Raw genomic sequence first — 23,354 nt, 5'->3', positions numbered from 1 at the left:
ACGTCCGTCGGTGGGAACATGTCCCGGTGGAAGTGCGGAATCGAAGGGTGTGACGGTCGGTTCGAAGACGCGGAAAGCGCGGTCATCCACCAGACGGTGGAACACGAGCGCCACGAGTGCAAGGTGTGCGGGACCATCGTGCCCGAGGGCTACTTCGCGATTCGACACGCCTTCGACGAGCACACCCGCGCCGAGTTCGTCCGCGCGTACGACGCCGACTCCTCCGCGGTCCGCATCCGCGAGGACGTGAAAGACGCCGTCGAGGCGGACGCAGACCTCAACAGCGTCGTCGAGACGCTCCGCGAGCAGGGCGCGCTGTAGACAGAGCGACGAAACGTCGGAGGTCGCGGTGGGACGCGACACGGTCGCGCGAGACGGTCTCGTCGGTGACTGTCGGGGGACATGGGAGTCGCCGGGAGGGTGGATGTCGCCGGGGGACGCGGCGCTCGTCGCGCGCGGTGAGTCGAGCCGAAACTGAGAGAGAAAAGAGCCCTCGTCGGGGCGGACGCTTACCGCTCTTCGGAGTCGAGGACGCGAATCTGGTCCCCGCGGACGGTGACCGGAATCGGGACCGTCGCCTCGTACAGTTCGACGGTGACCTGGTCTTTCGTCTCGTCGATGCGCTGGACGCGCGCCTTCTCGCCTTTGAACGGGCCGGCGATGAGTTCGACGATGTCGCCCTCCGCGATACCCTCCACGTCCGGCGTCGGCGAGAGGAAGTGTTCGACTTCGGCCATGCTGGAGGTGCCGACCGCGCCGCCGCTCTCGACGAGACCTCGGGCGTGCGGAATCTCCTCGAGGACGCGCGTGACAATACCGTCGTCGTCGGCCTCGACCATCACGTAACTCGTGAGCGAGTCGGGCGCGAGGACGGCGTGAATCTGTTCGAATTCCTTCGTCGCAATCATGTCCGCGACCGTTTGCTCCTGACGAGCGGTGGTCTTTACCGCGAAGATGGGCATCTCAGACCCCTCCGGGGAGGAAGCTCATGACCGCGAAGATGATGAAACCGAGCAGTCCGACGAGGAAGATACCCGCGCCAGCGATTTTGGAGATCTGGGAGAACTCCTGCCAGGACGGGGTGCTCGCGAGTTTCAACACGCGAACGTAGCTGTTCAGGTCGTACTTAACGTCCATGTTGCTGGGGCCTAAGGCGTCGGGCTTTTTCTATCTATTGATGCACCGTCGAGCCGAATTCGGTCTCGAAGGCGAGTGAGAACGCCGAATCCGGCGGAGTGACGCCACTACGCGGAACGCGAGGGGAGGAGAACGGAGGGCATCCGGACCGCGAGAGCGGTGGACGCGTTCCCGGCCGCGTCGCCGACGACGGCGACTACTCGACGTAGTCGATGTCTTCGAGACGGCCTTCGGCCTGCGCCTGCACCTCGCCGTTTCGGCCGTAGATTTGGGGCGACTCGACGCCGGTGACGACGATCATCGTCCGCATCATGCCTTCGAGTTCGTCGTCGACGGAGGTCCCCCAGATGATGCGCGCGTCGGGGTCGATGCGGTCGTAAATCTCCTCGACGACGCCCTCGGCCTCCTCGATGCTCATGTCGGAGCCGCCGGTGACGTTGACGAGCGCGGAGTTCGCGCCGGAGATGTCCACGTCGAGAAGCGGCGAGCGGAGGGCAGACTTGACGGACTCTTGGGCCTTGGACTCGGAGTCGGACTCGCCGAGACCGATCATGGCGACGCCGCCGCGCTCCATGACCGTCTTCACGTCGGCGAAGTCGAGGTTGACGAGACCGGGCTTGGTGATGAGTTCGGTGATACCCTTGACCGAGCGCATCAGCACCTCGTCGGAGACCTTGAACGCCTGACGGACCGGGAGCTTCCCCACGGCGTCGAGCAGGCGGTCGTTCGGGACGACGATGACCGTGTCAGAAACGTCGCGGAGGCGTTCGAGACCGGCTTCGGCGTTGGTTCGTCGCACCTCGCCTTCGGCCGTGAACGGCGTCGTGACGATGGCGATGGTGAGCGCGCCCGACTCGCGGGCCGCCTTGGCGACCACGGGGGCCGAACCGGTGCCGGTGCCGCCGCCGAGCCCGGCGGTGACGAACACCATGTCGGAGCCCTCGATGGCGTCGTAAATCTCCTCTTGGGATTCGAGAGCGGCTTCCTCGCCGACCTGCGGGAGCGAGCCCGCGCCGCGACCCTGGGTCTTCTGTTCGCCCATGAGAATCTTCGTGTCGGCACCGATTTCCACGAGGTGCTGCACGTCGGTGTTAGCGGCGACGAGCTTCGCCCCCTTGATTCCCTCCTCGTGCATCCGGTTGACGGTGTTCCCGCCGGCACCGCCGCACCCGACCACCGTGATGTTGGTCTGGAGGTCTTTGAGAACCGCTTTCAGTTCGTCGTCAGTCATCGTCCCGGACCGGTTGATGTTGGTCGAGTCGTCGACCTGAACCGACTCATCCCCCATGTCCTCGGCCTCGGCCTCGTCAATTGCGTCGCCGACGATAGAGTCCATATTTATGGAGACGGTTTACGGAGGACGACTAATTATCTTTCCCCCTTCCGTCAGACATCTGTCCGACGAGCCGCCGATTCGTGCCGAAACGTGACATGAGAGCCCGCGGCACAGGACGGTTCACGGGGCGAATCGGCCGGCCGCGCTCCGCCGGGGCTCACACGACGAACTCGATGAGTCGTTCTTTCGATACCTCTTCGGGCGCGACGGTCTCGCCGTCGATTTCGACCGGCTGCCCGGCCGAGAGCTTGCCGAACGCCGGCCCTTCGGGGACGCCAAACTCGCGTGCGGCGGCGGGGTCGAACGCCCGAACCGTCGCCGTGACCGCCCCGTCTTCGCGGACCACGCTGTCGTATTTCTCGCGCAGCACGTCGCAGAGCCGCGACGCGAGTTCGTCGTAGCCGTCGCCCGCGACGGCGGCGCGACCCACCGCGCGCGCGCCGCCCTCGGTCGTGTGGAAGGCGACGGTGGTCTCGCGGACGGCGTCGAGCGCGGCGTCGAGGTCGATGCCCTGCGCCTCGCCGAGCAGGCCGTCGGGGAGCGAGACGACCTCGTAGTCGTCGGCGTCGATTCGCGCGCCGAACCGGAGCCCCTCCTCGACGGTCGTGACGTCGGCTTCGAGGGCGGCAACGCGGTCGAGGGGGACGCCCGCGGTCTCGCGGACCCACGTCTCGGAGACGACCCGGAACCCCTCGGCTTCGAGGGCGGCCGCGAGGTCGTCGCGGTCGCCGTCGACCAGCGCGAGGTCGGCCGCGGAGGCCTCGAACGCCCGGCGGAGCACGTCGCGGTTGTTCTCGGGCGCGCCCATCGCCTTGAGCTGCCAGTCGGCGGCGATGTGGCCGACGCGCCAGTCGGTCTCGCGGAGGACGCGCTCGAACCGCGGGGCGTAGTGGCCGCCGCCGAAGCCGACGAGCTGGCGGTCCGCGTCGGGCGCGACGCCTTCGATGTCGAGAACGGCCGCCGCGACGGCGCGGGCTCCCTCGGGGTCACCCCACTGCTCTTCGTCGCTCCCGAGCTCGACGAACATCGAGGGGACCGTCGGCTCGGTCGGGCCGTGGTGGGTCGCCTCGATGCCGACCTCGTAGTCGTCGGGCGCACGCTCGCGGAGCGCCTCGATGACGGCGCGCTGGGCGTTGGGGCACGCGCGGGCGAACCGCCCCGGCTCGCCGCCGTAGTCGGCGGGGCCGAAGTTCCCGGTGAAGTGCGCGGTCAGGAGCGCGCCGGTCTCGCCGGCGTGCCGGGAGACGACGACGACGAGGTCGAGGTCGGCGTCGAACGCCTCGGCAGGGTCGTCGAGGTCGATGTGTAGGTCGTCGAACTCCCGGAGTTCGAAGCCGTCCCGGGAGAAGACGGTGCCGCCGCCGTCGGCGTCGGGTCGGTCCCCGTCGGTCCGTTCGTCCCAGTCGGCGAGTTCGAGCAGGTGCTCGCCGATGTGAACCGATGCGCTGTCGGCGCGGCTGACGACGATTCCAATCACGATACGAGGGTCGCCGAGGTCGGCGAAAAGGGCGTCGGAAGCGGCGAGGGGAACCGGTCAGTCTTCGACCGCGGCCGGAATCTCGTTCGCGCCGTAGTCGCCGCGAACGCGTCGAACGGAGAGCTTTGCCACCGCGGCGAGTTGCTCGCGCCGCCGGACGAAAAGCGTTGTTCCGACGACCAGATAGACGACGGAGAAGCCGATGAGCGAGGTTGCGCCGTCGAAGGTGACCGCGCCGAGTCCCGGAATCGGGAGCGTGAGCGCCAGTCCGGTGACGGAGTAGACGAACTGTGCCAAGAAGAGCCCGAGCAGGGCGACCGCCTCGCGGAGGCTGATGGAGAACGTGATGAGGATGGCGATGGCGAAGTAGCTCTGGGCGGCCGTCAGCCAGAGTTCGCCCATCTGGTGGGTGTCGAGCGGAAGCGGCCCGTAGTAGCCGAGCGAGAGACTGTAGACGAGCACGAGCGTCCCGATGAGGAGCGTCCACTGGTTGAGCTTCGAGGAGATGAGCGCGTTGAAGCCGGCGGTCGACCGCGCCTTGTTGACGAGGTAGGCCACGACGATGAGTTCGGGGCTCTCGCTCGCCAGCGGCGCGACCCACTGAATCATCAGGAACGACGGGATGCCGACCGACTTCCCGAGGGCTTCGAGGCCGTGAGCGAACGGCTCGACGGCGACGAGGATGACGATGCCCGAGAAGACGAACAGCGAGAGGGTCGTGGCGATGCGCTTGGGTTTCCGGTACGACTGGAGGTACGCGGGCACGCCGATTTGCTCTTCGTCCTCGTGCGGCGAGTTCATCGCCACGAAGATGTACGCGACGTAGAGTCCGACGAGGACGAACATGTCGACCGCGCCGATTCCCGCCCCGAGCGGGACGAAGAAGGCGAACACGGTCGCGGCGAAGAGAAACAGAATCTCCGTCGCGATGCCGTGATCGAGTCGGACCACGTCCGCGAGGAAGCCGGGACGAGACTCGACCGCCTCGTCGCCGGTGTCACGGGCGCGATAGACGGTGAAGAGCGCGATTGCGGACCAGCCGATGCCGATGAGGATGCGGTTCGCGCCGGTCATGTTGGCGACGGCGAGGCTCGCGGCCTCGGCCGATTCGGGGGAGCCGGGGTTGATGCCGGCTTCCCACGCGTAGAGGGCGTCAACGGCGTATTCGGGGGCGACCGCGAGCACCGCGAGGATGGCGAGAGCGAACGCCCGCGGCACGTCGGCCTCGGCGGTCTCCGCGCCCCACGCGAGGAGGAACGAGGCCCCGAGAACGGCGATACCGCTGAGGGCGACGGTGACGCCGGTCGCGAGGTCAACGCCGAACACCGTGTGGAGGCCCAGCCACGGGACCGTCAGAAGTGCGGCTCCGAACACCGCGGTCAGCGGATGGCTGAGTCGTCGTCGTCCCATCGTGGCTACAAGACCGAAGCCGAAGCCGGTAGCTCTTGTGTTTCAAAATCGGCCCGAGACGGGCGCGAGAGACGGTCGAAATCGCCCGTTTGGGACGTCAGGGAAGGATGAGCCAGAAGAACACGAGGTAGCCGACGACGAGGATGCCGCCGTCGAGGCGGGACACGTCGCGGTTGCGGAGCATCAGCGCGATGACCCCGAAGGTGAACACGAGGAGCGCCGGGAAGTCCAGCGAGATGGTGCTCGGGGGGACGTTCACGGGAACCATGATGGCGAGGATGCCGAGGACGGCGACGACGTTGTAGATGTTGGAACCGACGACGTTGCCGATGCTGAACTCCGACTCGCCGCGAACCGCGCTGATGACGGACGCCGCGAGTTCCGGCAGCGACGTGCCGAACGCGAGGACGGTCAGCCCGATGAACCGCGGGCCGAACCCAAAGGATTCGAGCAGTCCCTGTCCGCCCTGAATGAGCCAGTTCGAGCCGACGAACAGGAGGAGCAGGCCGAGGCCGAGATAGACCACGTCCTTGAACTGCGCGGAGACCTCGTCTTCGTCCTCGATGTCGATTTCGTCCGCGCCGATGGCGTCTGCTGTCGCCGACCGGGCGCGGTAGAGCAGGTAGCCCGTGAACGCGACGAGGATGAGCAGGAGGACGCCGCCGTCGACGGCGCTGAGGTTCCCGTCCATCCCGAGCGCGACGAGCGCGACCGCCGCGGCAATCATGAACGGGACGTGCCGGCGGAGCGTCGCGGTCGAGACGCCCATCGGCTGGATGAGCGCCGAGATTCCGAGGACAAGACCGATGTTGGCGATGTTCGAGCCGACGATAGCGCCGAGTCCGAGGTCGGAGCTGTAGCCCAGGCCGCTCAGGACCGCGACGAAGAGTTCGGGGGTGGTCGTCGCGAACGCGACGATGGTCACACCGACGATGGCCGCCCGGAGACCGAGGCCGATGGCGAGTCGAGACGCGCCCTCGACGAGCGCCTCGGCCCCGAGGTAGAGCGCGACGATACCCGCCACGAGGAGCGCGGTATCGAAGGAAAGCAGGGTTGCGAGTGCCGACATACGCGGGAGTAGACCAACGGGAGACTAAAAGCGCGCCGGTACACCGTGGATCCGCGACAATCTATCACGGGAGAGCGAACGGGTGGAAATCCGCGCTGTGAGGGCCGTCGGGTCCCGGCGGAATCCGACGCGGGCGGGCGAGTTATATCGTCGGCAGGACACCTCCCGCCCATGCAAGTCTACGGTCTCGTCGGCAACCCGGTCGGCCACTCGCTGTCGCCGCCGATGCACGAGGCGGCCTACGAGGAAACCGGCCTCGACGCTCGGTACGTCACGTTCGAACCCGCCCGCGACGATATCGCGGCGGCCGTCGAGGGCGCGGACGCCCTCGGCGTCTCGGGGCTGAACGTCACCATCCCGTTCAAACAGGACGTGCTCGAACTGGTCGACCCCGACCCGCTTGCCGAGCGAATCGGCGCGGTCAACACGGTCGATTTCGGCGGGGAGACGCCGAAGGGGTACAACACCGACGCGGCGGGCGTCACGCGGTCGTTCGAGCGCCACGGCGTGGGCCTCGCCGGGAACTCGGCCGTAGTCGTCGGTGCCGGCGGCGCGGGGCGGGCCGCCGCGTTCGCCCTCTCCGACGCGGACGCGTCGGTCCACGTCGCCAACCGAACCGCCGAGACCGCGGTCGAACTCGCCGAGGCCGTCCCCGGCGCGACCGGCGGCGGACTGGACACGCTCGACCGGATTCGAGAGGCGGACGTCCTCGTCAACGCGACGAGCGTCGGGATGGAGTCGCCCGACGAGACGCCCGTTCCCGCAGAGTACCTCCACGGGGACCTCGCGGTGCTCGACGCGGTCTACACCCCGCTCGAGACCCAACTCATCCGCGATGCGGCCGCGGCAGGTGCGGTCACCATCGACGGCGCGTGGATGCTCCTCCTGCAGGGCGTCGAGGCCTTCGAGCGGTGGACCGGGCGCGACGCGCCGGTCGACGCGATGAACGCCGCTCTCCGGAGCCACCTCGAGAGCGACTGAGGCCGCTGGTTTTTAAATAACGGGATTGCATAGGAGAAGGTAACATGGGCTTGCTTGACACTATTTCGTCGCTCTGGAAATCCCTCGTTGGTGGCGACTCGTCGTCTTCCTCGAAGGAGGGACGTGACGACACGGCGACCGTTACGGTCGAACGCGACACCAGAACCGAACGCGAGGAAGCGAACGTCGAGACCGAGGCCGCGGTGAAGGAACCGGTCGAAGAGACGGAACCGAGCGACGAAGAGACCGACGACGTGGTCGAATCAGCGGTCGAAGACGAGGCCGACGCGGCGTCTGAGACCGACGACGAAGCCGCCGAAGACGCCCGCGACGACGCGGAGGTCGCGGCCGACGCCATTGAGGAGGCCGAACCGAAGGACGAAGACGCCGAAGCGGAGCCTGAGTCCGAGTCCGAATCCGAGGTCGAAGCCGACGGCGAACCCGAACTCGAAGATGAGGACGGGTCTGAATCCGCCGACTCCGACGAAGCCGACACCGAGGAATCGGACGAAGAAGCGGTCGACGAAGGTGACGAAGAAGCGGTCGACGAAGGTGACGAAGAAGCGGAGGCCGAAGACGAAGCAGACGACGAGGAAACTGCAGACGACGAACCGGCCGACTCGTCGGCCGCCGACCCCGACGCGCCGACCGTGGACACGATTCGCGGCATCGGCCCGGCGTACGCCGAGCGACTCTCCGAAATCGGCATCGAGACCGTCGCGGACCTCGCCGCGGCCGACGCCGACGAGGTCGGCGACGAAATCGACGTGTCGCCGAAGCGCGTCCAGCGCTGGATAGACCGCGCCGGCGACGCGTAACCGACGCGCGTTCCGGCCGACCGAGACTATTTTTTCACCCGCCGGCCGCTCACGCTCCCTCGCAGACACGTCGCGAAACCGTTTACCCGACGGGCGGACTGGTGTGGGTAATGACCGCACCGACCGTCGTCACCGACCGCGACGACTTTCGCGCGACCGCCGCGGTCGCACCCGCCGGCGCGCGCGTCCCCGTCGAGGCCCGCATCGCCGTCTCGGACCCCTTCGACGCCTATCGACGCGCCCGCCGGAACGCCGGCGGCTTCTTCTACGAGACGACCGGCGGGCAACCCGGCTGGGGTGCCTTCGGCGTCTCCCCCGCGGAGCGCCTGACCGTCGACGACCCGACCGACGACTGGGGCGAGCCCGGCGTCGACACCGCACCGAGCCTCGCCGCGCTCGAATCGCTCGTCGACTCGGAGACGCTCGTCCGCGGCGACTGCGACGTGCCGTACCCCTGCGGACTGTTCGGGTGGCTCTCGTACGACGCGGCCCGCGAACTCGAATCGCTCCCCGAGCACACGACCGACGACCGGGGATTACCTCACCTCCAACTCGGCCTCTACGACCTCGTGGCGTCGTGGGAGGAACCACGTCCTGACGACGGAAAGACGACGCTCCGTGTCACCTGCTGTCCAGTCGTCGACGACGACGCCGACCTCGATGCCGTCTACGACGAGGCGCGAACGCGGGCGACCGACTTCGCCACCGAAGCGGTCGAAGGTGAACCGGAACCCGTCTCCGCGCCCGTCGAATCCGACGAGGCGACGTTCGAGAGCGCCTGCGGTCGCGAGGCGTTCGCCGACCGCGTTCGCGCCGCGAAGCGGTACATCCGCGACGGCGACACGTTTCAGGCGAACCTCTCCCAGCGACTCGTCGCGCCCGCCGCGGTCCACCCGGTGGACGCCTACGCGGCGCTCCGAGAGGTCAACCCCGCGCCGTACTCGGGGCTGCTCGAACTCCCCGGCGTCGACCTCGTGAGCGCCAGCCCGGAACTCCTCTTGCGCGTCGAGGGCGACCGCCTCGTCACCGAACCCATCGCCGGCACCCGCCCGCGGGGGGGGACGACCGAGGAAGACGAGGCGCTGGAGGCCGACCTGACGACCGATGAGAAAGAGCGCGCCGAACACGCGATGCTCGTCGACCTCGAACGCAACGACCTCGGAAAGGTCTCGGAGTACGGGTCGGTCGAGGTGACGGAGTACCGCCGGGTGGACCGCTACTCGGAGGTGATGCATCTCGTCTCCCTAGTCGAGGGGACCCGGCGCGAGGGAACCAGCCTCGCCGACGCCGTCGCCGCGGTGTTCCCCGGCGGGACCATCACGGGCGCGCCGAAGCCCCGGACGATGGAGATTATCGACGAACTCGAAGCCACCCGTCGCGGCCCCTACACCGGGAGCATGTTCGCCGTCGGCTTCGACGACCGCGCGGTGCTGAACATCGTCATCCGGACGCTCGTCCGCTTCGGAGACGAGTACCACCTCCGCGTGGGTGCGGGCATCGTCCACGACTCCGACCCCGACAGCGAGTACGACGAGACGCTGGCGAAGGCGCGGGCGCTCATCACCGCCATCGACGAGGCGCTCGGCGAGCGCGCGGACATGACCGTGGGGGGCGAGCGATGACGCGTATCCTCGTCGTCGACAACTACGACTCGTTCGCCTACAACCTCGTGCAGTACGTCGGCGAGGCGGTCGCGGAGGCCGGGGACGGGGACGGGGATGGTTCGAACGCTTCGAACGACGTGCTCGTCTACCGCAACGACGCGCTCTCGGCCGACGACATCCGCGACATCGACCCGGACGGCATCGTCGTCTCGCCCGGCCCCGGCACCCCCGCGGACGCCGGCGTCTCGGTCTCGGTCTTCCGCGACCTCGACTACCCGACGCTCGGCGTCTGTCTCGGCCACCAGTCGCTCTGTGCCGCCCTCGGGAGCCGCGTCGGCCACGCTCCTCACGTCGTCCACGGGAAACCCTCGCTGGTCGAACACGACGGCGCAGGCGTCTTTTCCGGCCTGCCCGACCGAATCGAAGTCGGCCGCTATCACTCGCTCGCGGTCGAACACGACGACGTCCCCCCCGAGTTGGCGGTGACCGCCCACACCGTCGCAGCAGGGTCCGAAACCGGCGGTTCCGACACTGAGGAGGGCGACGAACCGTCAGTCGTGATGGGCGTTCGCCACCGCGAGAAGCCACACGTCGGCGTGCAGTTCCACCCCGAGAGCATCCTCACCGACTCTGGGAAGGACATCGTCCGCAACTTCGTCGCGCTCGCGGCCGGCGACGGCCCGGCGGCCGACGCGTGGGAGGTGGAGCGATGAGCGGTGACGGCGACGCCGGTGGGCGTTCGCTTCGCTACCACGTCGGCGGCGAACTCGTCCCCGCCGAGTCGGCGGCGATTCCGGTCACCGACCGCGGCTTCCTCTACGGCGACGCGGCCTTCGAGACGCTCCGTGCCTACGGCGGCGAGGTGTTCCATTGGGACGCCCACGCCGACCGCCTCGCCGAGACGTGCGACGCGCTCGGGATGGACCACGGCCTGTCCGACGACGACCTGCACGCGCGAGTCGACGAGACGCTCGCGGCGAACGACCTCGACGAGGCGTACGTCAGGCTCTCTGTCACCCGCGGCAGTCAGGGCGGCCGCCTCACGCCGGCCGAAGAGGTCGACCCCCGCGTCGTCGTCATCGTGGAACCACTCGCCCGCGGCGGCCGCGGCTCCAACCCCGTGTGGGACGGCCCCGCGTCGGTCCAGACCGTCAAGACCCGGCGCATTCCCGACCGGTCGCTCCCTTCGCGGGCGAAGACGCACAACTACCTCAACGGCATCCTCGCCCGCGTCGAACTCCGCGTCACCGGCGCGGACGAGGCGCTCATGCTCGACGCCGACGGCTACGTCACCGAGGGCGCGACGAGCAACCTCTTTTTCGTCGAGGACGACGCGCTCTGCACGCCGAGCCTCGACGGCCCGGTCCTCCCGGGAATCACCCGCCGCGTCGTCCTCGACCTCGCTCGACAGGAGGGCATCCCGATTCGGGAGCGGCGCTTCACGCCGGACGACGTGCGCGGCGCGAACGAGGCGTTCCTCACGAACTCGACGTGGGAACTCCGACCCGTGGAGACGGTCGACGGCATCCAAGTAGGCGACGGACCAGTGACGAAACTCATCTCGCGGCTCTACGACGACTACGTGGAGCGACGCCACTACGGCGGCGACAGCGACAGCGACAACGATGGCGGCGACGAGAACTGAGTCACTTCGCCGCGCTCAGCCTCAGAACTCGACGTTCGAACTCGAACTCCGGTCGGCGGGGTCGGTCTCGATTTCGCCCGCACCGACGTAGTCGAACTCCGCGTCCGAGAGGAAGACGTGGTCGCCGTCGACCGTGATTTCGAGGTCGTCGAGCACCGCGCCCTCGCAGGGCCCGTAGTTGCAGTAGCCCGTGTCGGCCTCGAAGTACGCGCCGTGGTTCTGACAGATGACCTCGCCGTTGCGCATCGGCGCCCCGGAGCCCTTGTCGAGTTTGATGTGCGTCAGGTGCATGCAGTAGTTCAGCCACCCTTGGATGCCGTCGTCGGTGCGCACGAGGATGGCCTCGCGCTCCTCGGCGTCGTCTTCATCGGCCGCGCGGACCCGAAAGAGAAAGGTCGTGTCGTCGGGCACGTCGCCGACCGCGCAGATTCGTTCGAGGTCACTCATTGTGCTCTCGTTGGGTCGGGGTCGAAAATCTCCTTCGGAAGCGGTCGATTGGGGCGACGGCGCGAAGCCTCGTCTCGCGATCACTCTTCGAGGCCCGTTCGAAAGAGGTCGAGGAGCCAGTATCCAGCACCCACGAACAGGAGGACTCCGAAACTTCCCACGAGGAGATTGCCAGTTCCCAGTTGCTGTGCCCAGCCGAACCCGAGTATCGCGACGATGGCGAGGAGTCCGCCGAGTATCGCTCGCTGGGTCGCAGACCAAAGCTCCGTTCCCGAATCTGTGGAGGGCATACTCGAGTCGTACTCGTGGAGTAGTTAGTAATTCGTGTCACAAATTTGAGAAGGGTTGAGTTCTCTGGTTCAAACTACCTGTCACAATTACCACGGAAAACGGGTCGCTGCAGCGCGATAAACCGCGCTGCTTGGGGTGTAGTTTTCAGGAGAATAGCGGGAGGTAGATTTGAACCCCGGTCGCTGACGCTCTCCGGTTCAAATCTACTGAGCTATGTGGCTGACCTCGTGGGTCGCGCCGAGCCAAGACTCGGCGCTCAGGAGTTGAGGTCAGCAAAACCATAGCGGGAGGTAGATTTGAACTACCGATCTCCGGGTTATGAGCCCGGCGGAATCTCCTGGCTNGTTGAGGTCAGCAAAACCATAGCGGGAGGTAGATTTGAACTACCGATCTCCGGGTTATGAGCCCGGCGGAATCTCCTGGCTATCCCATCCCGCTGAATCAACAAACGAGTCTGCTATTGTTAAGACTTCTGTTTCGACCGCTGTGTGTCAATTTTCACCGTGAGTCGCGCTGACTCGAACGGGTCGCGATGCGCCACGTGAACAGGCTTTCTGCGACGTAGTTCAGGAGCATCGACGCGCCGATAGCGAGGGGCAGCGGGATGAGTTCCCAGAGGTCGATGCCGGCGACCGGAATCGACAGCGGAACCTCGCCGAGCGCCCGAACGACGAGCACCTGCACGAGGAGGCCGCCGCTCCTGACGAGGTTCGACTTCACGAAGCGCCGGACCTTCGCGGTGAGCAGGTCCGAGCCGGCCCCCGCGAACGTCCAGCGGTCGTTGATGACGAACATAATGATGATTGCGAGCTCCGCGCCGGCGAGCTTCGCGAGTTCGTTGGCGACGCCGAAAAAGACGATGAGGAGACTGCTCAACGAGAGGTCGAACACCGCGCCGACCGCGCCGACGGAGGCGAACTTGCCGAATCGGGTGCCGGAGACGAGCGCCGAGAGCCGGTCAGTCATCCGTGACCTCCGCCGAGAACTGCTCGACGAGGGTCCGCTCGTCGTTCCGAGCGTCGATGAGTTCGTGGAGGCGGTCCTCGCGAATCGTCCGGGCGCGGTGGCGCGACCGGAGCAGGCCGCGGGCCATCTTGAGCGTCGTGTCGACCGGCGAGACCGTCGAGTTCGGCTGGTCCTCCCAGACGACCGGCACCTCGGCCACGCGGTGGCCGAACGCGCCCGAGACGGCGATGAGTTCGATGTCCCACGCGAATCCGGGCTCGTACAGGTGGGTCCGAACGTCGTTCCACGCCGCGGCGGTGATGGCCTTCGCGCCGCACTGGTAGTCGTACAGCGGGACTTCGGTCAGGTGGCGGGCCAGCCACGCGAAGCCGTCGCCGAGGTAGCGCCGGGCGACCGTCTGGTGGGAGGCGACGGTCGCGTTCGGATGACGGCGCGATCCCACGGCGAGGTCGGACCCCTCGCGGACGGCGGCGACGACGTTCGCCATCGACGCGGCCGGGGTGCTCCCGTCGGCGTCGGCGAACGAGAGGATGTCCGTGCGGAGCGACTCGAACCCGGCGGTGATGGCCGCGCCCTTGCCGCGACGGGCGTCGACCGGGTTCACGTGAGCGACGGCGGGGAGGGCGTCGAGGGCGTCGAGCGTCTCGGGCCGCGGCGCGTCGAGTTCGACCCGGACCACCTCGGGGTCCAGTTCCTCGACGAGAGCGTGGACGTAGGGGACCAGACGCTCTGGGTCGGGTCGATAGGCGGGGACCACCACCCCGACAGACTTCGACATGCACGACCATTCACTCAACGGGGTAAAAAGCGAACCGCTCTGTTTCGCACCGGCCATCACAAAACGTATTGCATCCGCGGCGCAGTCATCGGACAGATGGAGTACGCCCTCGTTGTCCGGTGGTTGCTGCTGTTCGCGGCCCTCTGGGCGGTCGGTCTTCCCCTCGCGGCCCGCCTGTTCCGACGCCTTCCCGGTCGCGGTGCCGGACTCGCCCTCCCCGTCTCGCTCGTCGTCTTGACTCTCCCCGCCTACTACGTCGGCCACCTCTCGTTCGGCCCCATTGCCCTCGTCGCCGGCGTCGGGACGCTCCTCGTCGCGTCCGCGGTCGCGGGCCTCGACCTCGGCGCGCTCCGCCGCGGCGACCTCCGACTCGCGTCCGACCTCGACATCGACCGTCGCGCCGTCGCCGACGCGGCCGCGGTGTTCCTCGTCGCCTTCCTGTTCGCGGTCTCGCTCCGGGCGCTCGACCCGTCGGTCCACGCCGGCGGCGGCGAGAAGTTCCTCGACTTCGGCCTCCTCCAGTCGCTCGCCCGCGCGTCGGTCCTCCCGCCGGAAGACATGTGGTTCGCCGGCGAGCCGGTCCGCTACTACTACGGCGGCCACCTCGTCTCGATTCTCCTCGCGCGGCTCACCGCCACCGACCCGTCGTTCGCCTACAATCTCGCGCTCGCCGGCTTCTTCGGCTTCCTCGTCACCGCGGCGTTCGAACTCGGGCGCGGGGTCGCGGCCGCCTCGGGGGCGAACGGTCGGCTCGCCGGCCTGCTTTCGGCGTTCTTCGTCGGCTTCGCCAGCAACCTCGTCACCGCGGGGCGGTTCGCCCTCGCCGCGCTCCCCGAGGGGCTCCGCCGACCCGTCGCGCGAGCCGTCGCCGAGCGCTCGCAGTACACCGTCGAGCAGGTACTCGCCGGAACCTCGAGCTTCTCGTACTGGAGCGCGAGCCGCGTGATTCCGGGCACCATCAACGAGTTCCCGCTTTTCGCGTGGCTCAACGGCGACCTCCACGCCCACATGATGGGCACGCCGTTTCTGCTCCTCGCGGCCGGCCTCGCCTTCGCGTACTTCCGGACGCCGGAGGAGGCGGTCGGCGAGCGCCGACTCCTCGTCGCCGCGACGACGCTCGTCGGCGCGCTCCAGGTCGTCGTCGACACGTGGAGTTTCCCGTCGGTGTTCGGCGTGCTGTTCCTCGGGATGGTCTTCGCGCCCGCACGGCCGTGGACGCTGTTTCCCGGTCGGGAGCGCGTCCGCTCAGTCGTCGGTGACGACCCACTCACCGGCGAGTTAGCCCGACTCGTTGGGACGGTCGCGGCGGTCGGACTCGCCGGCGTCGTCGCCGCCGTGCTCGCGAGCCCGTTCCTCCTCGGCGCGGTCGCGGGGGGTGGAAGCGCCCGGACGGTCGAGATTCTCGCGCCCGACCAGCGAAGCGGGTTCGGCGCGCTGGCGCTCGTCCACGGGGCGTTCCTCGCGGCGTTCGCGGGCTACTACGTCCGTCGCCTCGGGGCACAGGACGGCCTCGGCGGCCACGAGTGGGCCGCGCTCCTCGGGAGCTTCGCGGTGCTGACCGTCGTCGCTGCCGTCCACTCGTTCGCCGCGCTCGCGCTCGTCGTGCCCCTCGTCGCCGTCGGCTGGGTGCTCCTCCGGTTCGCCGACGACCCGCGATTCGAGGCGGTGCTCGTCGTCGCCGGCGCGGGCCTCGTGACGCTCGTCGAGCTCATCTACGTGAACGAGCAGGCGGGGCCGGGCCGGATGAACACGGTGTTCAAGACGTACATGCAGGTCTGGGTGCTCTGGGGGAGTGCGATGGGTGCCGTGCTGGCCGGCTTCGTCGGCGACGCGGTCGCCGCGAGCGACGTGTCGCTTCCGAGGGTCGACCTCAGCGTCCGCGGGGGGGCAGTCAGCGCCGTCGGGGTCGCGTTCGTCGTCCTCCTCGTCGCGTCCACGTCGGTCTACGGCGGACTGGCCGTCGCCGACCACGCGGACTCCCCCCGGCAGGAGGAGACGCTGGACGCGACGGCCTTCGCGGAGTGGTGGCACGAAAACGAATCGACCGCCATCACGTGGCTCGACGAGAACGTCGAGGGCAACCCGACGATGCTCACCGCGCCGGGGACGACGTGGTCGGCGACCGTGAGCGACGAGCGCGAGACCGTCATGTACGGTTGGCGCGGGAATCCCGAATCGAGCCTGACCGGCGTGCCGACGGTCGCCGGCTGGGCGCACGAGGTCGGCTACCGCGGGCCCGACGCCTACTACGACCGCGTGCGCGACGTGGACGCGATGTACGTCGGCAACGAGTCGACGCGGGCGCGGCTCGTCGAGCAGTACGAGGTGCGGTACGTGTGGGTCGGACCGGGCGAGCGCGCCCGCTACGGGGAGCTAGAGACGGACGTGGCGTGGCTGACGCCGGTCCACCGGTCGGGGTCGGTCGTGGTCTACGAGGTAGAAGAAGCGAGACTACCTTAGGCCGCGCCGCGCTCGCGGACGACCTCGACGGCCTCGGCGTCGACGCCCTCGGTCTCGAGCCAGTGCGGGACGAACTCGCGCTTTTCGAACGCCTCGCGCTCGTCTTCGGTGCCGACGGTGCACCACAGCTGGACGCGGTCGGGACCGTGCCAGTCGCCCTGTCGGTCGACGGAAAAGAGGACGTACTCCTCGCCGTCGTACTCGATGACGCCGTCGCGGCGGACGCCGGGGTCGCCGTGGATGATGAGCTTCTTCATGTGCCGGGATTGGCACAGTCACCGCTTAATCGCTTCGGCTTCGGGCGTGCGGCGTGCGGCGGGGGAACCGCGGACGGTGCAGTCACCGTGGGCTGCCCACACGTGACACGGTGAACGCCCGGTCGCGGCGAGTTCAGGGGCCGCGTCGAACCAAACGGGTTTTAACGGGCCACACCAAAACCCAGCACAAGGTCGATATCTATGCAGATGCCACGCCGTTTCAACACGTACTGCCCGAACTGCAAGGGTCACCACGAACACGAAGTGGAGAAGGTCCGGAAGGGACGCCCGACCGGCATGAAGTGGAACGCCCGTCAGACGCGACGCGGCAAGGCCACGATCGGTAACGCCGGTAAGTTCTCCAAGGTTCCCGGTGGCGACAAGCCGACGAAGAAGACCCACCTGAAGTACATCTGCTCCGACTGTGGCAAGGCCCACATGCGCGAGGGCTGGCGCGCCGGTCGCCTGGAGTTCCAGGAGTAAATCATGGCAGGAAACTTCTACAAAGTCGCGTGCAGCGACTGCGAGAACGAACAGGTCGTCTTCGGAAAGGCCTCCTCGGTCGTCAACTGCGCCGTCTGCGGGACGACCCTCGCCACGCCGACCGGCGGCAACGCCGAATTCCACGGCGAGGTCGTCGAGACGGTCGAGCGTCGCGACAGCGACGAACTTGAGGCGTAACTCCCTGGAGGACCTCGTATGAAGTACAGCGGATGGCCTGACCCCGGCGAACTCGTCGTCGGAAAGGTAGACGACATCGCGGACTTCGGCGTCTTCGTCGACCTCGAAGAGTACGAAGACAAACGCGGCCTCTGCCACATCAGCGAGGTCGCCAGCGGATGGATCAAGAACGTTCGCGACCACGTCCGCGAGGGACAGACAGTCGTCGCTAAAGTGCTCGAAGTCAACGAGAGTTCCCAGCAGATCGACCTCTCGATAAAGGACGTCAACGAGCACCAGCGCAAAGAGAAGATTCAGGAGTGGAAAAACGAGCAGAAGGCGGATAAGTGGATGGCGCTGGCGTTCGGCGAGGACATCGCCGACGACCGCTACCAGTCCATCGCCAACGCCCTGCTCGCCGAGTTCGAATCGCTCTACGACGGCTTCGAGCAGGCCGCGATTCACGGTCTCGAGGCGCTCGAAGACGTCGAACTCGACGACGACGAGCTCGAAGCCATCGTCGAGACCGCGCGCCAGAACGTGTCGGTCCCCTTCGTCAACGTCACCGGCTACGTCGACCTGCGCTCGCCCGCGGGCGACGGCGTCGACGACGTGAAGGAGGCCCTCAAAGCCGCCGAGGGCGACGACGAAATCGGCGACGAAATCGAACTGTCGGTCACGTACGTCGGCGCGCCCGAGTACCGCGTGAAGGTCAAAGCGCCCGACTACAAGACCGCCGAGACGGAACTCGAATCGAGCGTCGCTCGGGCCCGCGAGGTCATCGAGGCCGCGGGCGGAACCGCGGAGTACCACCGCGAACGCAGCGGCGACGAAGAGTAATCGCATGAAGTCAGACATCCGGGTGTGCAGCGCGTGGCGCGACCGCCACGACCGCCCGGTGTACTCACTTTCTGAGACCTGTCCGGAGTGCGGCGCAACCACAGAGAACAGCGCGCCCGCCCCCTACAACCCAGAAGACCCCTACGGCGAGTACCGCCGCGCTCGGAAGCGCCGACTCGCCGAGGAATAGCCGTCTTCGGCTACCGACGCTCTCTTAACCGGCGCGTCCGCCACTACGTGCATGGACGACATCGAAATCGAGGCTGTCGAGGAGGTCGACCTCACCGACGCGGTCCTCATCGAGGGACTGCCGGGCGTCGGGAACGTCGGCAAACTCGCCGTCGAGCACCTGCTGGAGGAGTTCGAGGAGGCCACGCTGGTCCGCCGCGTCTACGCCGACGTGTTCCCGCCGCAGGTGAGCATCGACGAGGGCGTCGCCGAGCTGACCCACGCCGCGATTCACGCCGTCGAGACGCCCGGCGAGGGGCCGGACCTGCTCCTCCTGACGGGCGACCACCAGGCGCAGTCCAACGAGGGTCACTACCACCTCACCGACGCCTTCCTCGACGTGGCCGAAGAGTTCGGCGTCGAGCGACTGTTCGCGCTTGGGGGCGTCCCGACCGGCGAACTCGTCGACGAGCCGTCGGTCCTCGGGGCCGTCGCCGACGAGTCCCGCCTCGACGAACTCGAAGCCGCGGGCATCGAGTTCCGAGAGGACGAGCCCGCCGGCGGCGTCGTCGGCGTCTCGGGACTGCTTCTCGGTCTCGGTAGTCGCCGCGGCCTCGACGCGACGTGCCTGATGGGCGAGACGAGCGGCTACCTCGTCGACCCCCAGAGCGCGCAGGTCGTCATCGAGGTCCTGCAGGACCTCCTCGAGTTCAGCGTCGACTTCGAGTCGCTCGAAGAGCGCGCCGAGGAGATGAAGGAGGTCGCCGCGAAGATTCAGGAGATGCAACAACAACAGCAGGGCGGCATCGCCAGCGACGACGACCTCCGGTACATCGGCTGAGGTCGCGTCGACCGGCGCGGTCCCGACTCGTTTTCGAACGGAGTTTAGGCTTCGATGATGTCGTCGTCTGCGAACTCCGGGACGACGACCTCGCCGTCGAGCGACTGCACCGCGCGGCCGCCGACGCGTATCTCCGCGCCGACCCGCACGCGAACGGTGCCCGGCCGGTCCACGAAGTGGCCCTGTTCGAAGCGGAGTTCGTCCGGCATGGAGTCGAACGCGCCGACCTGCCGGAGGTACGCGCCGCACGCACCCGCAGCGGTGCCGGTCGCGGGGTCCTCGGAGATGCCGATACCGGGCGCGAAACACCGCGCGTGGAGCGTAGAGTCGCCGTCGATAGCGTCGAAGGTGAAGGCGTAGACGCCCGCCGCGTCGTGTTCGGCGGCGAGGTCGGCGATGGCGGCGTCGTCGGGGTCGGCACCCGAGAGATGTTCGAGGAAGTTGACCGGGACGACGAGGAAGGGAAGACCCGTGGAGGCGACCGCGACGGGGAGGTCCGCGCCCACGTCGCGGAGGGCGGCATCGTCGACGCCGAGCGCCGCCGCGAGGCGGTCGTAGTCGACTTCCAGGGGACGCACCGTCGGCGCGTTCTGCGTCATCCACACCTCGCCGAGGTCGCCGAGTTCGATGTCGAGGGTACCGACGTTCGTCTCCAGCGTGTGGGTCCCCGGTTCGAGTTCGCGGTCGGCCGCGAGGTGGGCGTGGGCCGCGATAGTCGCGTGTCCGCAGAGGTCGACTTCCTGCTTCGGCGTGAAATAGCGGATGCGGCGGTCCGCGGCGGCCGACGAGCAGACGAACGCCGTCTCGCTCGCGCCGAGTTCGGCGGCGACGGCGCGCATCTGTTCCGCGTCGAGTCCGTCGGCGTCGGGGACGACCCCGGCCGCGTTACCGGACAGCGGTTCGGTCGTGAAAGCGTCGACGAGGAGGGCGCGTCGGCTATCCATGGAAAGGCGCACTACACGGCGATGTATCAAACCAGCGGGTCGGCGGTCACGTCACGAGAGAGAAGGGAAGAACGCGATACGAGCGCGGGTCGGTCGGTGTCGACCGATTCACGCGCGGGTCCACCGGACGCGGCCGCTCGTTTGAGCTGCGCCGTCGCCCTGCATCACTTCGCGCATGTTCATACAGGCTGGGCACCCGACGACCTCGTCCATGTCGTTGCCGAAGACGCGGACGAAGTCGCGGGAGACGAACTCACCACAGTTACCACACGTGTGCATTCTGTTTCACCTACAAATCCGCATACTCCGGCACTCGACATAACTATGCCCCTTGTTAACATGCGTTAGTGTCCGCCTGAACGACGGGTTCACCGGTTAGTCACCGAATAACGCCGGTTCGAGCGGTTTTGATACGGCGACACACGGGCGGAGCGAGTCGTACAGATTAAAGGGCGTCAGGCGCGGCAGTACGCACGGTGAACGGAAGATATGGGCGACCTCCCCGACGAGTTTAACTGTACTATCACGAACTGGGAGTACATCTACGGCCTCTGCCGCGACGTTTCGGACGAGGTCAAGACATCCGAGTTCGAACCCGACGTCATCGTCGCGTTGGCCCGCGGCGGCTGGTTCGCCGGCCGCTGCATCTGTGACTTCCTCGGGTTGGACGACCTGACGAGCCTGAAGATGGAACACTACGTCGGGACGGCCCAGAAATCGAACGAGCCGGAGGTGCGCTACCCGATGCCGGAAGGCAGCGTCGAGGGCAAGGACGTGCTCATCATCGACGACATCGCCGACACCGGCGGCTCCATCAAGCGCGCACACGAGTACGTCAACGAGCGCAACGCGGGCGAGGTCCGGACCGCGACGCTCCAACTCCTCCAGACCAGCGAGTTCGAACCCGACTACGTCGGCGAGCGCCTCGAAGCGTGGGCGTGGGTCGTCTACCCGTGGAACTTCATCGAGGACATGATAGACCTCACCTCGGGCGTCATGGCGAAGGCCGACGACGACACCTTCGAACTCGAAGACGTCCGCCACTACCTCGCGGAGTTCCACGACGTGGACCGTATCGAGATGGAAATCGCTCAACCCGACCGGATGCCGGAAGTCATGTCCGAGATGGAGCGCCGCGGCTACGTCGAATCCACCGGCGATGGCGCGTGGCGGCTCCTCGAAAACGACGGCGTCGGGGCCTGAGCGCGGATTCTCTCGGCCCACCCGGCTTCGTTCGACTGCTTCGGCGCTGTTGAATCCCCTTGAGTTTGATAGGACTGGTGACACAGACAGAGGATGTCGTCAGCACGGCCGCTATCTCCTGTAGCGACGCCGTCACGGCTCAAGAGTGAAGATAGGACCGATTAGTCGGGTGAAACGGCCATCGAATCGGACGGGCGTCCGGTGGTCGGTCGCTCAGGCACCCATGTTCGCCACTTTCTCGGCGAACTCGGCGTGGAGGTCGGCGTGGTGATGGACGATTTTCCACTCGTCTTTCTCCTTCCGGTAGACGTTGGTCGTCCGGCCCTCCAGAGACATGGGTTCACCCGCAAAAGTCCACGACACCGACTCGGTGCAGAGTTCGTACGCAGCGTCGCCCATGACGCGGATTGCCTGGTCCGCTCGGGTGACCGTGCCATCCGTGCTCGCCGATGCGACTCCGGCGAAGGACCCAGAGACCGCCTCCCAACCCTCTTCCCGTCCACCGATTGGGTGCATGGTCGTCACGTCGTCCTCGTGTGACCAGACGTCCGCCATGGAGTCGGCATTCCCGTTCGCCATCGCTTCCAGCGCCCCGTAGAACTGGTCGGATGCGGCTCGGACGTCGTCTTCAGCTGCTACGCGTTTTGTAGACATTACAAACCTCACGGTGATGACGGCTCCAGAGCACATATACTAAATCTATGATATTTCGTACGGTCATCTATTTCGGACGTTTCGCCGGTAGGAGGCCTGACTGCTCGTTTCGACTAGAGTGAGTAAGGGACTGTACACGTCGGTATCGGACTGTTCGAACCGACACTGGATGCGAGACTCGCACCCCGTAGTTAGCACGGTCTCGACAAACTATCACCAGTCGAGAATTTCAACAGAGCCGCGTCTCCGACTGCTTCGACCGTCGGCTTCACCGTCTCTCCGACCGCTCACACTCGACCGCCGCCCAGACTCGCCCGAAGCGAAACGTTCGTTTGCGTGACGGACCTCGGCACGCGCATGTCGCTGTTTTCTATCTTCGTCACCGCGCTCCTGCCGATTCTCGCCATCGGCGCGGTGGGGTTCGCCCTCGGCCGCGTCCGCGACGTGGACCCCGAGCCGCTCAACACGGTCACGGTGTACGTCCTCGCGCCGGTCCTCGTGTTCTACAGCCTCGCGACGACCGAACTCGCCGGCGAGACGCTGGCGACTATCACCGCCGGCGTCGTCGTCTACCACGTCGCCATGCTCCTCGTCGCGGGGGGCGTCGCCCGACTCGCCGGCGTCTCCGAACCCCTCCTCGGCGCGCTCGTCCTCGTCGCCGCCTTTCCGAACTCGGGGAACTACGGCATCCCCGTCAGTTCGTTCGCCTTCGGCGACACCGGCCGCTCGACGGCCGTCGTCTACCTCGCCGTCCAGAGCGTCCTCATCTACACGCTGGGCGTGTACATCGCCGGACGAGGGACCGACCGCGACGACGGCGCGCCGGGGTGGCGCGTCGGCCTCGAACGCATCGTCCGCATCCCGCTCGTCTACGCGGTCGTCGCCGCGCTCGCGGCCCGGTGGCTCGGCGTCGTCCCGCCGACGAGCGTCCCCGCGATGGAGACGCTCAGGCTCGTCGGCGACTCGTCGATTCCGATGATGCTCCTCATCCTCGGCATCCAACTCGCGGGGGCCGACCTCGGCTCGACGCTCTCGGAGGTCGGCGTCGTCGCCGCGCTCAAGACAGTCGTCGCCCCCGCGGTCGCCGTCGGCGTCGCGCTCGTCGCCGGTTTCGGCGACCCGACGGTCGCGCGGACGTTCGTCCTCGAATCCGCGATGCCCGCCGCGGTCACACCGCTCATCCTCGTCGCGGAGTTCGGCGACGCCACCGGAACCGGCTCGGCCACCTCGCTCGGCGAGTTCGTCTCCGCGGCCGTCTTCGTGACGACCCTCCTCAGCGTGCCCGCGCTCTCGGTGCTCATCTACCTCTTGAACCACGGCTTCGTGGTGTAGGCCCCGTTTCGCCACGATTTTGTGCGCTCTCTCCCA

28 protein-coding genes and 1 tRNA gene are annotated in these 23,354 nt (G+C 67.4%); 14 read left to right on the top strand and 15 right to left on the bottom strand.

What is annotated here, in order from left to right; all coding sequences use genetic code 11:
- Positions 1-18 precede the first annotated feature (18 nt).
- A complete protein-coding gene (locus C457_RS03745; RefSeq protein ID WP_049905009.1) occupies positions 19-321 on the top strand; it encodes a DUF7565 family protein in 303 nt (100 codons plus the stop codon).
- Positions 322-509: 188 nt separating this feature from the next.
- Here C457_RS03745 and C457_RS03740 read toward each other — a convergent pair whose 3' ends face one another.
- From C457_RS03740 to C457_RS03715, 6 genes are all read right to left on the bottom strand, one after another.
- Entirely contained in the window at positions 510-962 is a 453-nt protein-coding gene (locus C457_RS03740; RefSeq protein WP_004044218.1) for a transcription elongation factor Spt5, read from the bottom strand.
- Position 963: 1 nt separating this feature from the next.
- Positions 964-1,137, bottom strand: a complete 174-nt coding sequence (locus C457_RS03735) for a protein translocase SEC61 complex subunit gamma (protein ID WP_004044219.1) — start codon at positions 1,135-1,137, stop codon at positions 964-966.
- Positions 1,138-1,333: 196 nt separating this feature from the next.
- The gene (gene ftsZ / locus C457_RS03730; protein ID WP_004972824.1) at positions 1,334-2,473 is read right to left on the bottom strand and encodes a cell division protein FtsZ; all 1,140 of its coding nucleotides are present in this window, start codon (positions 2,471-2,473) and stop codon (positions 1,334-1,336) included.
- A gap of 157 nt (positions 2,474-2,630) precedes the next feature.
- The gene (locus C457_RS03725) at positions 2,631-3,950 is read right to left on the bottom strand and encodes a D-aminoacyl-tRNA deacylase (protein WP_008092122.1); all 1,320 of its coding nucleotides are present in this window, start codon (positions 3,948-3,950) and stop codon (positions 2,631-2,633) included.
- A 57-nt stretch (positions 3,951-4,007) separates the two neighbouring features.
- Positions 4,008-5,324: a Na+/Ca2+-exchanging protein gene (locus C457_RS03720; protein ID WP_008092118.1), complete on the bottom strand. Its 1,317-nt coding sequence runs from the start codon at positions 5,322-5,324 to the stop codon at positions 4,008-4,010.
- A gap of 133 nt (positions 5,325-5,457) precedes the next feature.
- A complete protein-coding gene (locus C457_RS03715) occupies positions 5,458-6,429 on the bottom strand; it encodes a calcium/sodium antiporter (RefSeq protein ID WP_004972832.1) in 972 nt (323 codons plus the stop codon).
- A gap of 171 nt (positions 6,430-6,600) precedes the next feature.
- On the opposite strand from C457_RS03715, the gene C457_RS03710 reads away from it, so the two are divergent.
- The 5 genes from C457_RS03710 to C457_RS03690 all read left to right on the top strand — a co-directional run bounded on the left by C457_RS03710 (position 6,601) and on the right by C457_RS03690 (position 11,477).
- Positions 6,601-7,410 (top strand): shikimate dehydrogenase, encoded by an 810-nt coding sequence (locus C457_RS03710; RefSeq protein ID WP_008092116.1) that lies wholly within the window; start codon positions 6,601-6,603, stop codon positions 7,408-7,410.
- A gap of 44 nt (positions 7,411-7,454) precedes the next feature.
- The gene (locus tag C457_RS03705; RefSeq protein ID WP_008092111.1) at positions 7,455-8,228 is read left to right on the top strand and encodes a helix-hairpin-helix domain-containing protein; all 774 of its coding nucleotides are present in this window, start codon (positions 7,455-7,457) and stop codon (positions 8,226-8,228) included.
- A gap of 110 nt (positions 8,229-8,338) precedes the next feature.
- Entirely contained in the window at positions 8,339-9,850 is a 1,512-nt protein-coding gene (pabB, locus tag C457_RS03700) for an aminodeoxychorismate synthase, component I (protein ID WP_008092110.1), read from the top strand.
- On the top strand, positions 9,847-10,545 hold the full coding sequence (locus C457_RS03695) for an anthranilate synthase component II (protein WP_008092108.1): 699 nt from the start codon (positions 9,847-9,849) through the stop codon (positions 10,543-10,545). Before pabB ends, C457_RS03695 begins: the two co-directional genes overlap by 4 nt.
- Complete coding sequence (locus C457_RS03690; RefSeq protein ID WP_008092106.1) at positions 10,542-11,477, top strand: aminotransferase class IV; 936 nt, start codon at positions 10,542-10,544, stop codon at positions 11,475-11,477. Before C457_RS03695 ends, C457_RS03690 begins: the two co-directional genes overlap by 4 nt.
- Before the next feature lie 21 nt (positions 11,478-11,498).
- On the opposite strand, the gene C457_RS03685 is transcribed toward C457_RS03690, so the two are convergent.
- The 5 genes from C457_RS03685 to C457_RS03665 all read right to left on the bottom strand — a co-directional run bounded on the left by C457_RS03685 (position 11,499) and on the right by C457_RS03665 (position 13,959).
- A complete protein-coding gene (locus C457_RS03685; protein ID WP_008092104.1) occupies positions 11,499-11,924 on the bottom strand; it encodes a Rieske (2Fe-2S) protein in 426 nt (141 codons plus the stop codon).
- A gap of 80 nt (positions 11,925-12,004) precedes the next feature.
- Positions 12,005-12,214: a hypothetical protein gene (locus C457_RS03680; protein WP_008092101.1), complete on the bottom strand. Its 210-nt coding sequence runs from the start codon at positions 12,212-12,214 to the stop codon at positions 12,005-12,007.
- A 364-nt stretch (positions 12,215-12,578) separates the two neighbouring features.
- Positions 12,579-12,653, bottom strand: a tRNA-Met gene (locus tag C457_RS03675).
- Between the two features lie 60 nt (positions 12,654-12,713).
- Positions 12,714-13,181 (bottom strand): GtrA family protein, encoded by a 468-nt coding sequence (locus tag C457_RS03670; RefSeq protein ID WP_004972853.1) that lies wholly within the window; start codon positions 13,179-13,181, stop codon positions 12,714-12,716.
- Positions 13,174-13,959, bottom strand: coding sequence for a glycosyltransferase (locus C457_RS03665; protein WP_049913372.1), 786 nt, complete (start codon positions 13,957-13,959; stop codon positions 13,174-13,176). Before C457_RS03665 ends, C457_RS03670 begins: the two co-directional genes overlap by 8 nt.
- 96 nt (positions 13,960-14,055) lie before the next feature.
- Here C457_RS03665 and C457_RS03660 point away from each other — a divergent pair, with 96 nt between their 5' ends.
- Positions 14,056-16,419, top strand: coding sequence for a DUF2298 domain-containing protein (locus C457_RS03660; protein WP_008092096.1), 2,364 nt, complete (start codon positions 14,056-14,058; stop codon positions 16,417-16,419).
- Here C457_RS03660 and C457_RS03655 read toward each other — a convergent pair.
- Positions 16,416-16,676, bottom strand: a complete 261-nt coding sequence (locus C457_RS03655) for an HAH_0734 family protein (protein WP_004972858.1) — start codon at positions 16,674-16,676, stop codon at positions 16,416-16,418. The genes C457_RS03660 and C457_RS03655 overlap by 4 nt on opposite strands.
- Before the next feature lie 201 nt (positions 16,677-16,877).
- Here C457_RS03655 and C457_RS03650 point away from each other — a divergent pair, with 201 nt between their 5' ends.
- From C457_RS03650 to C457_RS03635, 5 genes are read left to right on the top strand one after another with little or no spacing between them, the layout of a single operon-like run.
- Positions 16,878-17,159 (top strand): 50S ribosomal protein L44e, encoded by a 282-nt coding sequence (locus C457_RS03650; RefSeq protein WP_004972860.1) that lies wholly within the window; start codon positions 16,878-16,880, stop codon positions 17,157-17,159.
- A gap of 3 nt (positions 17,160-17,162) precedes the next feature.
- Positions 17,163-17,357 (top strand): 30S ribosomal protein S27e, encoded by a 195-nt coding sequence (locus C457_RS03645; protein WP_004044235.1) that lies wholly within the window; start codon positions 17,163-17,165, stop codon positions 17,355-17,357.
- An 18-nt stretch (positions 17,358-17,375) separates the two neighbouring features.
- Complete coding sequence (locus C457_RS03640) at positions 17,376-18,176, top strand: translation initiation factor IF-2 subunit alpha (protein ID WP_004972863.1); 801 nt, start codon at positions 17,376-17,378, stop codon at positions 18,174-18,176.
- 4 nt (positions 18,177-18,180) lie between these two features.
- Positions 18,181-18,366 (top strand): RNA-protein complex protein Nop10, encoded by a 186-nt coding sequence (locus C457_RS19405; RefSeq protein WP_004972865.1) that lies wholly within the window; start codon positions 18,181-18,183, stop codon positions 18,364-18,366.
- 51 nt (positions 18,367-18,417) lie between these two features.
- Complete coding sequence (locus C457_RS03635; protein WP_008092080.1) at positions 18,418-19,185, top strand: proteasome assembly chaperone family protein; 768 nt, start codon at positions 18,418-18,420, stop codon at positions 19,183-19,185.
- A 44-nt stretch (positions 19,186-19,229) separates the two neighbouring features.
- Here the strand turns inward: C457_RS03635 and C457_RS03630 are convergent, their stop codons facing one another.
- Together C457_RS03630 and C457_RS20535 are read right to left on the bottom strand one after the other, a co-directional pair.
- On the bottom strand, positions 19,230-20,129 hold the full coding sequence (locus tag C457_RS03630; protein WP_008092078.1) for a PhzF family phenazine biosynthesis protein: 900 nt from the start codon (positions 20,127-20,129) through the stop codon (positions 19,230-19,232).
- 108 nt (positions 20,130-20,237) lie between these two features.
- Positions 20,238-20,408: a DUF7563 family protein gene (locus C457_RS20535; protein ID WP_004044240.1), complete on the bottom strand. Its 171-nt coding sequence runs from the start codon at positions 20,406-20,408 to the stop codon at positions 20,238-20,240.
- A 210-nt stretch (positions 20,409-20,618) separates the two neighbouring features.
- Between C457_RS20535 and C457_RS03625 the strand changes: the two genes are divergently transcribed.
- Positions 20,619-21,332 (top strand): phosphoribosyltransferase, encoded by a 714-nt coding sequence (locus C457_RS03625; RefSeq protein WP_004970128.1) that lies wholly within the window; start codon positions 20,619-20,621, stop codon positions 21,330-21,332.
- A gap of 213 nt (positions 21,333-21,545) precedes the next feature.
- Here the strand turns inward: C457_RS03625 and C457_RS03620 are convergent, their stop codons facing one another.
- Positions 21,546-21,986, bottom strand: a complete 441-nt coding sequence (locus C457_RS03620; RefSeq protein ID WP_233514183.1) for a YybH family protein — start codon at positions 21,984-21,986, stop codon at positions 21,546-21,548.
- A 336-nt stretch (positions 21,987-22,322) separates the two neighbouring features.
- Between C457_RS03620 and C457_RS03615 the strand changes: the two genes are divergently transcribed.
- Positions 22,323-23,318 (top strand): AEC family transporter, encoded by a 996-nt coding sequence (locus C457_RS03615; protein WP_008092069.1) that lies wholly within the window; start codon positions 22,323-22,325, stop codon positions 23,316-23,318.
- Positions 23,319-23,354: the final 36 nt, after the last annotated feature.

The organism is Haloferax prahovense DSM 18310, from assembly GCF_000336815.1.
Lineage (GTDB): Archaea > Halobacteriota > Halobacteria > Halobacteriales > Haloferacaceae > Haloferax > Haloferax prahovense.
Note: the sequence above shows the minus strand (reverse complement) of the source record. Positions and strands in the feature narration are given on the sequence as shown.

Coding starts and splice junctions, on each gene's coding strand:
- C457_RS03745 (WP_049905009.1), top strand. CDS start 19: ATGTCCCGGTGGAAGTGCGGAATCGAAGGGTGTGACGGTCGGTTCGAA.
- C457_RS03740 (WP_004044218.1), bottom strand. CDS start 962: ATGCCCATCTTCGCGGTAAAGACCACCGCTCGTCAGGAGCAAACGGTC.
- C457_RS03735 (WP_004044219.1), bottom strand. CDS start 1,137: ATGGACGTTAAGTACGACCTGAACAGCTACGTTCGCGTGTTGAAACTC.
- ftsZ (WP_004972824.1), bottom strand. CDS start 2,473: ATGGACTCTATCGTCGGCGACGCAATTGACGAGGCCGAGGCCGAGGAC.
- C457_RS03715 (WP_004972832.1), bottom strand. CDS start 6,429: ATGTCGGCACTCGCAACCCTGCTTTCCTTCGATACCGCGCTCCTCGTG.
- C457_RS03710 (WP_008092116.1), top strand. CDS start 6,601: ATGCAAGTCTACGGTCTCGTCGGCAACCCGGTCGGCCACTCGCTGTCG.
- C457_RS03705 (WP_008092111.1), top strand. CDS start 7,455: ATGGGCTTGCTTGACACTATTTCGTCGCTCTGGAAATCCCTCGTTGGT.
- pabB (WP_008092110.1), top strand. CDS start 8,339: ATGACCGCACCGACCGTCGTCACCGACCGCGACGACTTTCGCGCGACC.
- C457_RS03695 (WP_008092108.1), top strand. CDS start 9,847: ATGACGCGTATCCTCGTCGTCGACAACTACGACTCGTTCGCCTACAAC.
- C457_RS03690 (WP_008092106.1), top strand. CDS start 10,542: ATGAGCGGTGACGGCGACGCCGGTGGGCGTTCGCTTCGCTACCACGTC.
- C457_RS03685 (WP_008092104.1), bottom strand. CDS start 11,924: ATGAGTGACCTCGAACGAATCTGCGCGGTCGGCGACGTGCCCGACGAC.
- C457_RS03680 (WP_008092101.1), bottom strand. CDS start 12,214: ATGCCCTCCACAGATTCGGGAACGGAGCTTTGGTCTGCGACCCAGCGA.
- C457_RS03670 (WP_004972853.1), bottom strand. CDS start 13,181: ATGACTGACCGGCTCTCGGCGCTCGTCTCCGGCACCCGATTCGGCAAG.
- C457_RS03665 (WP_049913372.1), bottom strand. CDS start 13,959: ATGTCGAAGTCTGTCGGGGTGGTGGTCCCCGCCTATCGACCCGACCCA.
- C457_RS03660 (WP_008092096.1), top strand. CDS start 14,056: ATGGAGTACGCCCTCGTTGTCCGGTGGTTGCTGCTGTTCGCGGCCCTC.
- C457_RS03655 (WP_004972858.1), bottom strand. CDS start 16,676: ATGAAGAAGCTCATCATCCACGGCGACCCCGGCGTCCGCCGCGACGGC.
- C457_RS03650 (WP_004972860.1), top strand. CDS start 16,878: ATGCAGATGCCACGCCGTTTCAACACGTACTGCCCGAACTGCAAGGGT.
- C457_RS03645 (WP_004044235.1), top strand. CDS start 17,163: ATGGCAGGAAACTTCTACAAAGTCGCGTGCAGCGACTGCGAGAACGAA.
- C457_RS03640 (WP_004972863.1), top strand. CDS start 17,376: ATGAAGTACAGCGGATGGCCTGACCCCGGCGAACTCGTCGTCGGAAAG.
- C457_RS19405 (WP_004972865.1), top strand. CDS start 18,181: ATGAAGTCAGACATCCGGGTGTGCAGCGCGTGGCGCGACCGCCACGAC.
- C457_RS03635 (WP_008092080.1), top strand. CDS start 18,418: ATGGACGACATCGAAATCGAGGCTGTCGAGGAGGTCGACCTCACCGAC.
- C457_RS03630 (WP_008092078.1), bottom strand. CDS start 20,129: ATGGATAGCCGACGCGCCCTCCTCGTCGACGCTTTCACGACCGAACCG.
- C457_RS20535 (WP_004044240.1), bottom strand. CDS start 20,408: ATGCACACGTGTGGTAACTGTGGTGAGTTCGTCTCCCGCGACTTCGTC.
- C457_RS03625 (WP_004970128.1), top strand. CDS start 20,619: ATGGGCGACCTCCCCGACGAGTTTAACTGTACTATCACGAACTGGGAG.
- C457_RS03620 (WP_233514183.1), bottom strand. CDS start 21,986: ATGTCTACAAAACGCGTAGCAGCTGAAGACGACGTCCGAGCCGCATCC.